10 protein-coding genes are annotated in these 14,143 nt (G+C 67.1%); 4 read left to right on the top strand and 6 right to left on the bottom strand.

Translation table 11 applies throughout. The annotated features are described in order from the left end of the window. Positions 1-13: 13 nt before the first annotated feature. Positions 14-1,309 (top strand): arabinofuranan 3-O-arabinosyltransferase, encoded by a 1,296-nt coding sequence (aftC, locus tag BST42_RS02810; RefSeq protein ID WP_083117001.1) that lies wholly within the window; start codon positions 14-16, stop codon positions 1,307-1,309. A gap of 4 nt (positions 1,310-1,313) precedes the next feature. Beyond that, positions 1,314-1,733, top strand: a complete 420-nt coding sequence (gene msrB / locus BST42_RS02805) for a peptide-methionine (R)-S-oxide reductase MsrB (protein WP_083117000.1) — start codon at positions 1,314-1,316, stop codon at positions 1,731-1,733. Here the strand turns inward: msrB and BST42_RS02800 are convergent. The 6 genes from BST42_RS02800 to hemE form a co-directional block, all read right to left on the bottom strand. Further along, positions 1,708-4,020, bottom strand: coding sequence for a putative bifunctional diguanylate cyclase/phosphodiesterase (locus tag BST42_RS02800; protein WP_133057403.1), 2,313 nt, complete (start codon positions 4,018-4,020; stop codon positions 1,708-1,710). The genes msrB and BST42_RS02800 overlap by 26 nt on opposite strands. Before the next feature lie 105 nt (positions 4,021-4,125). Further along, positions 4,126-6,453, bottom strand: coding sequence for a putative bifunctional diguanylate cyclase/phosphodiesterase (locus BST42_RS02795; RefSeq protein ID WP_237159174.1), 2,328 nt, complete (start codon positions 6,451-6,453; stop codon positions 4,126-4,128). Positions 6,454-6,507: 54 nt separating this feature from the next. Continuing rightward, entirely contained in the window at positions 6,508-8,916 is a 2,409-nt protein-coding gene (locus BST42_RS02790; protein WP_133057402.1) for a putative bifunctional diguanylate cyclase/phosphodiesterase, read from the bottom strand. 93 nt (positions 8,917-9,009) lie between these two features. Further along, on the bottom strand, positions 9,010-9,714 hold the full coding sequence (gene hemQ / locus BST42_RS02785) for a hydrogen peroxide-dependent heme synthase (protein ID WP_083117261.1): 705 nt from the start codon (positions 9,712-9,714) through the stop codon (positions 9,010-9,012). 29 nt (positions 9,715-9,743) lie between these two features. Next, positions 9,744-11,093, bottom strand: coding sequence for a protoporphyrinogen oxidase (locus tag BST42_RS02780; RefSeq protein WP_083116997.1), 1,350 nt, complete (start codon positions 11,091-11,093; stop codon positions 9,744-9,746). Next, positions 11,090-12,139, bottom strand: coding sequence for a uroporphyrinogen decarboxylase (hemE, locus tag BST42_RS02775; RefSeq protein WP_083117260.1), 1,050 nt, complete (start codon positions 12,137-12,139; stop codon positions 11,090-11,092). The genes BST42_RS02780 and hemE overlap by 4 nt, the downstream gene beginning before the upstream one ends. 139 nt (positions 12,140-12,278) lie before the next feature. Between hemE and BST42_RS02770 the strand changes: the two genes are divergently transcribed. Together BST42_RS02770 and BST42_RS02765 are read left to right on the top strand one after the other, a co-directional pair. Then, a complete protein-coding gene (locus tag BST42_RS02770) occupies positions 12,279-12,860 on the top strand; it encodes a DUF3000 domain-containing protein (protein WP_036338522.1) in 582 nt (193 codons plus the stop codon). A gap of 1 nt (position 12,861) precedes the next feature. Then, positions 12,862-14,142: a ribonuclease D gene (locus tag BST42_RS02765; protein WP_083116996.1), complete on the top strand. Its 1,281-nt coding sequence runs from the start codon at positions 12,862-12,864 to the stop codon at positions 14,140-14,142. Position 14,143 lies beyond the last annotated feature (1 nt).

The raw sequence follows: 14,143 nt of genomic DNA, 5'->3' as shown, positions 1-14,143 counted from the left end.
ACCCATCCGGCCGGTGTACGGTGCGACCGTGGCGCTAGCTGACTCATTGCGATCCGGCCTGCTGGCCGCATTCCGCCCCCGGACCAGCCCCCCGACCACGTCGGCGATCCTGCGTTCGGCGCTGTGGCCGTTGGCGATCATGTCGATCATTCACCGCAGCTATGTGCTGTCGTCCAACGGCTACATCACCGACGACTTCGGACCCGTCTACCGGGCGGTGTCGAACTTCCGTCGCGGCTTCGACATCTACAACGAACACTTCGACTACGTCGACCCGCACTATCTGTATCCGCCCGGCGGCACCCTGCTGATGGCGCCGTTCGGCTATCTGCCGGTCTTCGCCTCGCACAACTGGTTCGTGTTCTTCAACACCGCGGCGATGATCATCGCCGCGTGCCTGCTGGTGCGGCTGTTCCGGTTCCCGCTGAGCTCGGTGGCGCTGCCCGCACTGCTGCTGGCCATGTTCTGTACCGAGTCGGTGACCAACACGCTGGTGTTCACCAACATCAACGGCTGCATCCTGCTGTGCGAGGTGCTGTTCTTCCGCTGGATGCTCGACGGAAAGGTCAGTCACCAGTGGTGGGCCGGCGTGGTGATCGGCCTGTCGCTGGTCGTCAAACCGGTGCTCGGAGTGTTGCTATTGCTGCCGCTGCTGAACAAGCAATGGCGGACGGTCGTCGCCGCGATCATCGTGCCGGTCGTGTTCAACCTGGCGGCCTGGCCGCTGGTCGCGGATCCGATGAACTTCGTCCGGCGCACCCTGCCCTACATCTTCTCCACCCGCGACTACTTCAACTCCTCCGTGCTGGGCAACGGGGTGTACTACGGACTGCCGACGTGGCTGATCGTGGCGCTGCGGGTGATCTTCCTGGTGCTGGCCGTGGCCAGCCTGTGGCTGCTGCACCGCTACTACAAGCACCGCGACCCGCTGTTCTGGATGCTCACCTCGTCGGGCGTGCTGCTGATCGCGTCGTGGCTGGTCCTGTCGCTCGCCCAGGGCTACTACTCGATGATGCTGTTCCCGTTCCTGATGACCGTCGTGCTGCCGAACTCGGTGGTGCGCAACTGGCCGGCCTGGCTGGCCACCTACGGGTTCTTGACGATGGACCGCTGGCTGATGTGGCGCTGGCCGACGACCGGGCGCTTCCTGGAGTACATGAAGATCACCTACGGCTGGTCACTCATGCTGGTCGTGGTCTTCTGCGTCTTGTACTTCCGCTACGCCGACGCCAAGGCCGATGACCGGCTGGCCGAGGGCATCGATCCGCCGTGGATGCGCGAACCCCGGCGCGACGCCGCGGTAACGTGAACCCATGAGTTCGATCCCCGCCCCCAAGCTCGAACTGACCGACGACGAATGGCGCAAACGGCTCAACCCAGCCGAGTACGCGGTCCTGCGTGAAGCCGGCACCGAGCGTCCGTTCACCGGCGAGTACACCGACACCAAGACCGAAGGCATCTACGCCTGCCGGGCGTGCGGCGCCGAATTGTTCCGTAGCACCGAGAAATTCGAGTCGCACTGCGGCTGGCCGTCGTTCTTCGACCCGTCGCACTCCGAAGCGGTCATCCTGCGCCCGGACGACACCCTCGGTATGCACCGGGTGGAAGTCCTGTGCGCGAACTGCCACAGCCATCTCGGTCACGTGTTCAGCGGTGAGGGCTACCCGACCCCGACCGACCAGCGCTACTGCATCAATTCGATTTCACTCACGCTGGTGCCCACGGAGGATTAGCCAGCATCGCCAGCAGCCGCTCGAAGGCCACCGGCGGGCTGAAGTAGTAGCCCTGCCCGAAGTCGCACCCATAGTCGCGCAACTGCTCCAGCGTCTCGACGTCCTCGATCCCTTCGGCGACTGTGGCCAGTCCCAGTTCGTGGGCGAGGTTGACCACCGCCCGAACGACCGCTGCCGCACGGGGATCCGAGGTGATCGGCGCGACGAAGCGACGATCCAGTTTGACGTGATCGATGGGTAGATCCCGGAGATACGACAGAGCCGAGTAGCCGCTCCCGAAGTCGTCGACGGCGATCTTGACGCCCTTGGCCCGCAGGTCGCGCAAGACGCGTGAGGCCTGCTCCAAACCTTCCAGCACCACGTCCTCGGTGATCTCGACGATCAGCGCCGACGCCGCAAGTCCACGCTCTCGCAACGCATCTGACACCGTCGTGGCCAGCCGGGTGGTGCCCAACGAGGGGGCGGACACGTTCACCGCGACCGGAATGGCGAACCCCGCGTCGTGCCAGATCCGAGTGTCATCAAGGGCTCGGCTCACCACGTGATCGGTGACGGCGCCCATCAGCCCGTGCCGACGCACCAGCGGCATGAACTCGTCAGGACTGAGCATCCCGCGCTCGGGATGCGGCCAGCGCACCAACGCTTCGGCCGCGACGATGTTGCGCGTGCGGAGGTCGAGCTTGGGCTGATAGACCAGAGTGAGCTGCCCCTGGTCGATCGCGCGTCGGAGTTCACCGAGCAGTCGGACCGCGGACCCACGGGCGCCGGTGGCATCACTCTGCGGTGCAGGCGGCACGATGCCGGTGGCGAAGAAGTCGGCTTCCATCTCGGCGGTGAAGGTGTGCACGCCCGCAACGCGAGATGTCTTGGCCGCGTCGAGCGCAATGTCCGAACGCTTCAACAGTTCCTCGGCACTGACATGGGGATCATCGCTGTCGGCCACCGCGAGGCCGACGCTGGCCCGGACCATCAGCTCGTGGCCGTCCACGGCATACGGCAGGTCGAACGACTCCGCGACCCGGTGGGCGATGACGTGTGAATGGTCGTCGCGTCCCTGGATCAGGACCGCGAACTCGTCGCCGCCGACACGAGCCACCGTGTCGCCGGTGCGGACAACGGTGAGGATTCGCAAGCCCACGAGGTTGAGCAGTTCGTCGCCGGCCCGGTGGCCGAAAGTCTCGTTGATCATCTTGAATTCGTCGATATCGAGACCCATCACCGCGACCGACACCCCGTCGCGCTGGCGCAACTGCATCGCGTGCGAGACCCGGTCGTGGAACACCGCCCGGTTGGCCAGACCGGTCAGCGGATCCCGCAGCGCCTGCCGGGCGATCGCAGCGAATAATCGCCGGTTCTCACCCACCACGATCAGTTGTCTGGCCAGGAAGGCCACGATCAGCAGGCCACCGGCGACCATCAGCGGGCCCCGCAGTACCTCGTTCGAGACCTCGGTGAACATCATGACCACCGCGGCCGCGGCCACCGGCACGAACGGCAGGAACACCGCGGCGCGCGCCGGTTGCTTGGCCTTCACGGCGTGGCCGTAGGTGCGCGCCCGCCCCGAGACAGCTGCAGCGATATACAGCAGCAAGGCGGCGAGCCAGCCGACCATAATTGCCGGAACAGGTGAACTCTTCTGCGCTGCAAAGAGATACACGATAGCGTCGTTGGTCACGCCGAGCACGAGGCTGGCTAGCGCAACCAGGCCCACCGTCAGACGCTGATCAGGTTGCGCGGCGAGGTACACCAACAAAGCAACTGTCACGGTCACCGCGTCCACCATCGGATACGCCATCGTCGCGGTGATCGGCATGGACCCCGCGATGCGTCCGCGGTGGATATCGTCGAGCGCCCCCGCCCACACCATCAGGACGAGCGAACTGGCGACCACGACACCGTCGAGGAGAAACCGCAGACGCGACATCGCGCCCAGAACGGTTGTCGGCAACAGCAGCAGAGCAGCACACGCTCCCGCGGGGAGCACGACCCGCACCATGTCTGCTCCTGGGAGGAACCCGGTGTTGCGACCGGACAACGCCATCCAGGCGCGCATGCTCATTCCGAGGGCAAACGCGCCGAGACCGACCGCCAGGGCCAGCCATGCCGCACGAACATGCCCCGCCGTCGTGGTCGCAGTTCGGACCGCGGCCGCAGTAGCCACCATGGCGGTGAACGCCAGCAGCACCTTGAGGGCGATGATGGCCGGAGCGCTTGGAAATTGCCAGAGTCCCAAAGCTAGGATGACCATGACGCCTGCGCCGAGGATCAGGACAAGGGGCGGCTTCACGATGCCGTGCACCCTCACCCCCAGACGTCGCGAAGAATCGGGCGAATCCGGGCATTACCGTAGCAAATTTCTATGGCAAACTAACGACAGAATCGCGGTTAACCGTCACTGCGTCGGACCGATCGCACGCAGCTTCCGCACAGCGGCCCTGAGTAACTCATCCGGTGGCACCGGAACACCGTAGTAGAAGCCTTGCCCGACATCGCATCCCAATTCGCGTACCAACGCCGCCGTCTGGGCGTCCTCGACCCCTTCCACCACGACAGTCAGGTCGAGCACATGCGCGAGGTCGACCACGGCGCGTACGACGGCTGCAGCACGGGCATCGACGAGAATCGGTGCAATGAAACTGCGATCCAACTTCACCTCGTCGATCGGCAGGTCCCGCAGATAGGACAGCGCCGAGTAGCCACTGCCGAAGTCGTCGATCGCGATCCGAATTCCATTGCTCTGCAACTCCTCCAGCACCGCACGGGTGCGCTCGGTGCTGTCGAGGAAGAGTTCCTCGGTAATCTCGACCGTCAGCGCGGTCGGGGGCAGGCCACGCTCGGCCAGGGCCTGGGTGATGGTCGCCGGCAGAGCGACATTCGCCACCGAGGGAGCGAACAAGTTGACCGCAACCGGCAATTCGAGCCCGGCACGACGCCAAGCCAGTGCATCGTCGAGGGCGTTGCCGATGACCAGTTGAGTGATCTGCCCCATCAGGCCGTGCCTGCGGACCAGCGGCAGGAATTCCTCCGGCGCCAGCACGGTCCCGTCCGGTTGCGGCCAACGTATCAGGGCCTCGGCCCCGACGTTCTCAGCGGTGTGCAGGTCAACCTTCGGCTGGTAGACCAACGTGAGTTCAGATTTGTCGATGGCCTGCCTGAGTTTTCCCAGTAGCTCGATCGCGGCCGCGCCGCCGGCATCGAAGCGGGGTTCGAACGCCCCGAACAGTCGTCTGTCAGCCGCCTCGTCCAGCGCAGCGATATCGGAGTGGTAGACCTGCACCACGCGAGCCCGTGACCGCTTGGCGGAGTACATCGCGGCGTCGGCCCGTCGCATCAATTCGTCGGCCGTCAGGTGCGGCTCGTCCGACACGGCAAGTGCGAGTCCGACACTCGGGCGCATCAACAGTTCGTGGTCGCTGAGGACGAACGGCTCCTCGAACGCCTCGACGACACGGTTGCCGACCAGCTCGGCGACATCGTTGCCGCCTTCGACGAGGATCGAGAACTCGTCACCCCCCAGCCGGGCCACCGTGTCGCCCGTCCGGACGCAGCGACGCAGCCGCTGGGCGACGCCCACCAGCAGGTCGTCACCCACCAGATGACCGAGGTGGTCGTTGACCAGCTTGAACTCGTTGAGGTCCACCGCCAGGACCGCGAGCGAAAGACCTTCCCGCTCATGGAGGTGCATCGCGTGGCTGAGCCGGTCACTGAACAACGCGCGATTGGCCAGCCCGGTGAGCGGGTCGTGCAGCGCCTGGTCGGCCACCGTGGCCACCAGCTGACGATTCTCCTTCACCGCGAGGAACTGACGGCCAAGGACGGTCACCACCAGAATGCTTGCCACGATCAACACCGGCCGAGACTTCAGATCCGGGACCGGTTGCGCGGCGGCCACCACCCCGGCGATCAGCAAGGGCGTGTACGGCAGCCACACCGATGCCCAGCCCGGCAGGGCGAACGAGTTGTGCCGCTTGCGTTTACTTTCGTGGGCCGCGGACGCCGCCACGCTGATGAACAGCAGGCCAGCCGCCCACCCGATGTCGATGACATTGCCGGAACGATAGGAACCCGTTGCCGTGAGATAGGCAAAAGCGCTGTCCGCCAACGCGAAACAGGCCAGCCCTGCAGTGAGCAGGGTCAGCGACAACCGGTGCTGGCCGGTCGACCTGACCAGCACCACGCCGGCCACCGTGAGGATGATGATGTCGGACAGCGGATATGCCAGCGAGATGACGAAGCCGAACTGATCCGGCGTGTCGGACTGATACAGCGGGTGCAGGATCGTCACCCAACTCACCAGGAACAGCGAGCCTGCCATGATCACACCGTCGAGAAACAACCGTCCCCGCGACTGGCTGGTGTGCTCAGCGGGAAGCAGCAGCAGGGCGGCACAGGCGCCCACCGGCATCACCAGGAACGCCACATCGGCGATCGACGGAAATGGCGGCTGATGCAAATGAACCTCGTAGAGGGTCCAGATCGCTTCGCCCACAGTCCATCCCAGCAAGCCGACGGTCATCGACGCCCATGCCAGCCGCCGACGTCCCCACAGCGACCGCGCCGCCAGTGCAGAGAACGCCACCGCCGGGATCGCCAGCGCCAGAAGCGCGAAATCGTCGACGATCGTCAACGTAGAACCATGCAGCCAGCCGCTCAGGATGACGGCGACGAACACGACAAACACCACAACGGCCCCGACCGCGGCACGAGAAGCCTTGGGCATCGTGACACCCCCCGTCGGCCGCCGGCACGATATTGACGGCCGGCGTCAGCATACCTACCGCATCAGCTCGATGTGGGGCACATCGGACTCTGACCAGTGACAGGAGCCGTACCGCAGTGAGCAGCCCGAAATCCGGCAAGAGGCGTCGCGCTCACACTTCTTCAGGATGTCGCGCAGGTTGTCGGCCGTCAGCGGTGGGCTGAAGAAGTAGCCCTGTCCGATGTTGCAGCCGTGTTCACGCAACCATTCGGCGGTGGTCACGGTCTCGATTCCTTCCGCGACGGTGCTCAGTCCGAGTTCGTTCGCCAGGTTGAGTACCGCGCGGACCACGGCGGACGCGCGTTGGTCGGCGGGGATCGGTGCGATGAAGTGCCGGTCCAGCTTGACCTCGTCGACGGTGAGGTCGCGCATGTAGGACAGCGCCGAGTAACCACTGCCGAAATCGTCGATGGCGATTCGAATCCCGAACTCCTGCAACTGATTCAACACCGTCTTGGTGCGCTCCATATGGTCCAGGAACAGGTCCTCGGTGATCTCGACGGTCAACTGCGACGGACTCAGGTTGCGATCGGCGAGCGCCCTGGCGAACTTGCCGGGCAAGCGCAGGTCGGCCATCGACGGCGCGAACATGTTGACCGCGATCGGCACCTCGAGCGATTCCTCCCGCCAGCGCACGACGTCATCGAGCGCCTGGTTGACCACCAAGTCGGTTATCGAGCCCATCAGCCCGTAGCGGCGCACCAAAGGAAGGAATTCGTCGGGCGACAGCATGCCGCGCTTCGGGTGCGGCCAGCGCACCAGCGCCTCCACCCCCACGATCGACGCGGTATTCAGGTCGAACTTTGGCTGGTACACCAGCGTCAGTTCGAATTGATCGATGGCCTGCCGCAACTCGCCCAGTAACCGGACGGTGCTGGCGCCGCTGCGCGATGCCGGCATCGGACCACTGGCGAACAGGTCGCCGTCGGCGGTCTCGGCCAGCAGCATCTCCGCGTTGAACGGGTGCACACCGCCTGCGCGGGACCGCTTCGCCGAGTACATCGCGATGTCGGCACGCTTGAGCAGGTCCTCGGCCAACAGATCTGGTTCGTCCTGTTCGGCGACCGCCAACCCGATGCTGGGCCGGATCAGCAGATCCTGTCCGTCGACGATGAACGGCTCGTCGAACGCCTCGACCACCCGATGGGCGACCAGCTGCGAATTGTCCACCCGGCCCTCGATCAAGACCGCGAACTCGTCACCGCCGAGGCGCGCCACCGTGTCACCGGCGCGGACGCTGCCGACGATCCGCTCGGCGACGAGGCTGAGCAGTTCGTCACCCACCGGGTGCCCCAGGGTGTCGTTGACCACCTTGAAATCGTCGAGGTCCATGACCAGAACGCCGACCGAGAGTCCGTCGCGCTGACGCATCTGCATCGCGTGACTCAGTCGGTCCCGGAAGACGATGCGGTTGCCGACGCCGGTGAGCGGGTCCCGCAGGGCCTGCTCGGCGACTGTCGCCAGCAAGCTGCGATTCTCGCTCATCACCAGCAGCTGGCGGGCACTGAAAGCAAGCAGCAGCATGAGCCCGATCACCGGTACCGGCCCAGCCTTGAGGTCGATGGGCGATTGCGTGAACACCGCTACGCTGGCCAACATCACCGGGACGAAGGGCAGCCAGACCGAAGTCCACGAAACAGGTTGCGCAGCAATGACTTCCCGGTGAGCGAAGCCACGCCCGGTAAGGGCAGCCCCGATGAACAACACCAGTCCGATCAGCCAACCGGGGTACAGGAGCGCAGTATCGGTGGGCTGCTGGTTTGCCGTGAGGTAGACGAATACACCGTCGGATATCGCGATACCCGCCATACCCGCTGTCAATAGCGCCAGGGTCCGGCGCTGACCAGCGTGCGCACGCGCCACCACAAGGACACCGATGGTGAGGACGGCGGCGTCCAGCACCGGGTAGCCGGCCGAGACCGCCACTCTCAGCCGGTCGTCGGGCGCCGACTTCCAGAGGTCCTCGAGCACGGCGATCCAGCCGACAATGCTGAAGGACCCGGCGACGACGAGCGCGTCGAGGACCAACCGCGTCCGCGACGTACGACTGAACCCCGAGGACAGCAACAACATGGCGATCGCGGTGGCAATCGGCAACGCCAGGTACGCGGCGTCCGCCACCGATGGGTATGGATGCTCGAATTCGGTCAGCCGGTAGACGAACCACAGAACAGCACCGACTGTGAAGGATCCGAGTCCGATTGCCATGGCGGCCCACGCGATTCGCACCCGGCCGTGAGCAGTCCGCGCGGTGATGACCGAGGCCACCATCGCAACGGCGGCCAGCGAGGTCATCACGTTGTCAGCGAGGGAAGCAAGCGAAATGCGCGACCCGCACAGCCATCCGGTGAGGACCAAGGCGATGGCACATGCCACGACGCCGACGACCAAGGCGATCGTCTGCCTCGCCCTCAGCCCTGTCATCGGGCCCCCGATCGTGTCGGCCGCGCAGAACTCACGGTCACGCAATCGTAGCGAACTCCGGGCCCCTGAGCGGGAGGTACGCGGACTTGTTTGCTAGGGCAGTTTGGCGACCAATTGCTCCACGCCGATCCGCGGACCGGTGAAGAACGGGACTTCCTCGCGAACGTGGCGTCGGGCTTCGGTGGCGCGCAAGTCGCGCATCAGGTCGACAATGCGGTACAGCTCAGGGGCTTCGAACGCCAGAATCCACTCGTAGTCACCCAGCGCGAAAGCAGGAACCGTGTTGGCTCGCACATCCTTGTAACTGCGGGCGGCCATGCCGTGATCGGCCAGCATCTTGCGGCGGTCCTCGTCGGGCAGCAGATACCAGTCCAGCGAACGCACGAACGGGTAGACGCAGACGTAGTTGCCCGGCTCCTCGCCGGCCAGGAACGCCGGGATGTGGCTCTTGTTGAACTCCGCGGGCCGGTGCAGGGCGACGGCGCTCCACACCGGGGTGACGGCACGGCCCAGCGTTGTGGTGCGGCGGAAGTCGTTGTAGGTCGCCTGCAGAGACTCGATCCGCTCGGCGTGCGTCCAGAACATGAAGTCGGCGTCGGCGCGCAGACCCGCGACGTCGTAGATGCCGCGCACCACCACGCCGTTGTCCTCCTGCTGTTTGAGGAACGTCGCCGTCTCGTCGACGACGGCGGCGCGGGTCTCTTCGTCGAAGCCCAGCTCGCCCGGTTCCGCCGCGAACGCCGAGAACATGACGTAACGGATCGTGGCGTTGAGCTCGTCGAAGTCCAGTTTGGCCATGGCACCCATCGTGCCACGCGGCGGTTCGCCTATCGGCGGATGGTGGCGGCCACCACAGCCTCGGCGGCGCGGCCCGCCACGCCCACGCAGGCAGGCACCCCGATGCCGTCGAGGTAGTTGCCTGCGAGGGCAAGGCTGGGCGGCAACCCGGTGCGCAGCTCGGCGGCGAGCTCGCGATGACCGGGCGAATACTGCGGCATCGCGTCCAGCCAGCGGTGCACCCGGACATCGACCGGGTCGACTGCGATCCCGAACACCGTCAAGACATCGGCCAGCGCCCAGCTCTGCAGCTCGGCGTCCGACGTCGTGCGCGCCAGGTCGTCACCGAAGCGCCCGAACGACAACCGCAACAACTCGGCGTTGCCGCGCGATCCCCACTTGCGGGTGGACAACGTGATTGCCTTGGTGTGCAAGCGTTCTCCGGTGGCGACCAGGACACCGGACTGAGCAGGCAGCGGTGTCCCGCCCGGGACGGCCAGCGCCAGCACCGCTGCGGAGGCGACCGGAATCCGGGCGGCCGCCGCGGCGGCGTCGGGCGCGACGTCGGCCATCAGCGGCGTGAGCCGGGCGGCGGGCACCGCGACGATCACGCCGTCGGCACCCCACGGCCGGCCCTCGTCATCGCACAGACTCCAGCCGGTCCCGTCGCGAGCGATGCGCTCTATCGACGTCTGCACCCATTGAAATCGGCTGCGCGCCACCAGTGCGTCGAGCAATACCTGGTAGCCGCCGTCGATGGCACCGAACACCGGACCCTGCGTGCTGCCCGGCAGTGCGCGGCGGCCGGCGTCGGTCAGACTGGGGGCGCCGGCATCAAGGGCGGCCGCCACCGTGGGCACCGCGGACCGGATGCCGATGGTGGCCGCCGAACCGGCGTAGACGCCCGACAGCATGGGATCAACCGAGCGGGCGACGACCTGGTCGCCGAACCGGTCGGCGACGACGGCGCCGACGGCCGGGTCGGCACCGACCCGCCAGTGCAGCGGCCGGCTGGGCTCGGCGGCCATCTGCGCGATCGTCGCATCGTCGACCAGGCCGGTCATCGACGCGGCCGACGTCGGAATGCCGTTGACGGTGTCCGCAGGCAGCGGATGCAGGCGGCCCTGGCTGTAGATGGTGGGACGCACCCCGGTGGTGCTGATCTGACGACCCGCCAGGCCGAGCTCGGTCAGCAGGGCAGGCACCTCGGGCCGGCGCACCACGTAGGCCTCGGCGCCGATGTCCATCGGCTGGCCTGCGATCCGCTCGGTGCGCAGGATGCCACCGAGGCGGTCGGCCGGGTCGAACACCGTGATCTCGGCATCCGCGCCGGCCAGGGTGCGTAGCCGATAGGCCGCGACCAAACCCGAAATGCCGCCTCCGACAACGCTATATCTCACAACGAGTGCACCAGTGAGACCAGATCTGTCAGGATCCCCGGGTCGGTGGGCGGCAGGACGCCGTGGCCGAGGTTGAAGATGTGCCCGGCGGCACCGGCGTCGAGAGCAAGCCGTCCGTCGTCGACCACCGCCCGCGCCGCCTGCTCGACGACCGGCCAGCCGGCCAGCAGCACGACCGGATCCAGGTTGCCCTGAAGTGCCTTCTTCGGACCCACCCGCAGCGCCGCATCGGCCAGCGAGGTGCGCCAGTCGACGCCGACGACCGTCGCGCCCGCCTCGCCCATCGCGCCGAGCAGTTCAGCGGTACCGACCCCGAAATGCGTCATCGGCACCCGGTAATCGGCCAGCGCGGCGAACACCCGCGAGCTGTGCGGCAACACATGGGTGCGGTAGTCGGCCAATGAAAGTGTGCCCGCCCACGAGTCGAACACCTGGATGGCGTCGACGCCGGCGTCGAGCTGGACCTTGAGGAAGGCGATCGTCAGGTCGGTCAACAACCCCATCAGCGCGTGCCATGTCGACGGGTCGGCGAACATCATCGCCTTGGTGCGTTCGTGCAGCTTGCTGGGCCCGCCCTCGACCAGATAGGACGCCAGCGTGAACGGAGCGCCGGCGAAACCGATCAGCGGCACCTCACCGAGCTCGCCGACCAGCAGACCGACCGCGTCCGAAACCGCGCTGACCCGCTGCAGCTCAAGACCTTTCAGCGCGGCGACATCGGCCGCGGTCCGCACCGGGTTGTCGATCACCGGGCCGACGTCGGGCACGATGTCCAGGCCGATGCCCGCAGCGCGCATCGGTACCACGATGTCGGAGAACAGGATCGCCGCGTCCACCCCGTGCCTGCGCACCGGCTGCAGCGTGATCTCGCTGATCAAAGCCGGGTCGAAGCAGGCCTGCATCATCGTGTTCTTGGCCCGCAGTTGGCGGTACTCGGGTAACGATCGGCCGGCCTGGCGCATGAACCAGACCGGGACGCGGCTGGGTTTGCGGCCAGTGGCGGCGGCCAGGTAGGGCGCCTCGGGCAGCTGGCGTCGGGTACTCATCGCGTCCATGGTCCCACGAGCCGGCGAACCCCCGGGCGCCCAGCCCATCCCCCGGGTCGCTCCGCTCCTGCCCGCCGGAAGGCACCAAATCGGCGCGCCTGCCCCCCCGACCTCGACGATAGGGCTAGCGTCATCTGGCGTGACCACTGCGGAACCCGCGCTTTTCCGCGAGGCGGTGGCGGCGATGAACACCGCCCAGGTGCGGGCGGAGATCGAACTCGGTCCGATCCGTCCCCCCCAACGCCTCGCGCCGTACAGCTATGCGCTGGGTGCCGAGGTCAAGCACCCCGATACCGAGATCGTCCCGGAAACCTCCGACGGCGATGCGTTCGGCCGGCTGATCCTGCTGCACGACCCCGACGGCTCGGAAGCCTGGGACGGCACCATGCGACTGGTCGCCTACATCCAGGCCGACCTGGATTCCAGCGAGGCTGTCGACCCGCTGCTGCCCGAGGTGGCCTGGAGTTGGCTCGTCGACGCGCTGGAAAGCCGCTCCGAGCACGTCACCGCCCTGGGCGGCACCGTCACGGCCACCACGTCGGTGCGCTACGGGGACATCTCCGGTCCGCCCCGCGCCCACCAGCTCGAGATGCGCGCATCGTGGACGGCCACCACGATGGCGCTCGACACCCACGTCCAGGCATTCTGCGAGGTCCTCGAACACGCCGCGGGTCTGCCGCCGGTGGGAGTGACGGACCTAGGTTCCCGCTCCCGCGCCTGACATGACACCAGACGATGACGCCGCGAGCACGGCGCCCGATGCCGCAGCCGAGGACGCCCCCGAGGCGACTCCCCTGCTGCGCCCGTCCGAAGGTGTGCCGCCGCTGTCGGTCAGCGCCGACGAGATCGCCCGGGCGGCCGACCAACTGGCGAAGGGCACCGGCCCGTTCGCCGTCGACGCCGAGCGCGCGTCGGGTTTCCGGTATTCCAACCGCGCCTACCTGATCCAGATTCGCCGCACCGGCGCAGGCACCGTGCTGATCGACCCGGTCAACCACGGCAGCAGTCCAATCGACGTGCTGCGACCGGTGGCCGAGGTGCTGGCCGACGACGAGTGGATCCTGCACGCCGCCGATCAGGACCTGCCCTGCCTGGCCGAGGTGGGCATGCGCCCGCCCGCGCTCTACGACACCGAACTGGCCGGCCGGCTGGCCGGGTTCGAGCGGGTCAATCTGGCGGCGATGGTGCAACGCCTGCTCGGGCTGGGGCTGGCCAAGGGACACGGCGCTGCGGACTGGTCCAAGCGTCCGCTGCCCGACGAGTGGCTGAACTACGCCGCGCTGGACGTCGAAGTGCTGATCGCCCTGCGCGACGCGATCGACGAAGTGCTCACCGAGCAAGACAAATCCAATTGGGCCGCAGAAGAATTCGAGCACCTCCGGCGCTCCGAAGCCACCCCGACCCGGCGTGACCGGTGGCGGCGCACCTCAGGTCTGCACAAGGTCCGCAACCGCCAGGCCCTGGCCGCGGTGCGCGAACTGTGGACGGTGCGCGATCAGATCGCCCGCCGCCGGGATATCGCTCCAGGGCGGATACTGCCGGACTCGGCGATCATCGCCGCGGCCGTCGCCGACCCCAAGACCGTCGAGGAACTGACCAAGCTGCCGATCTTCGGCGGCCACAAGCAGCGCCGCAGCGCCCACGTCTGGTTGGCGGCGCTGGAGTCCGCCCGCACCAACCCCGACCCGCCGGACAGCGCCGAACCGCAGAACGGGCCGCCGCCCGCGGTGCGCTGGGCCAAACGCAAACCGGAGGCGGCCGCCCGGCTCGACGCCGCCCGGGCGCGCCTGTCCGAGTTGTCCGAACGAGTGCGGGTTCCCACCGAGAATCTGGTGTCGCCGGAACTCGTCCGCAGGCTGTGCTGGGACTGGCAGGAGACCGGCGACGTCAGCGGGGCCGTCGACACAGTCCTGCGCGAAGGCGGGGCCAGGCAGTGGCAGCGCTCGCTCGTCGTCCCGGTGCTCGCCGAGGCGCTGAGTTCTGCTCCCGCCGACGAGGCGTGAG

Origin of the sequence: Mycolicibacterium rhodesiae, assembly GCF_002086695.1 — a bacterium.
GTDB lineage: Bacteria > Actinomycetota > Actinomycetes > Mycobacteriales > Mycobacteriaceae > Mycobacterium > Mycobacterium rhodesiae.
The sequence above is the reverse complement of the archived record's forward strand: the minus strand, read 5'-3'. Positions and strand labels throughout refer to the sequence as shown.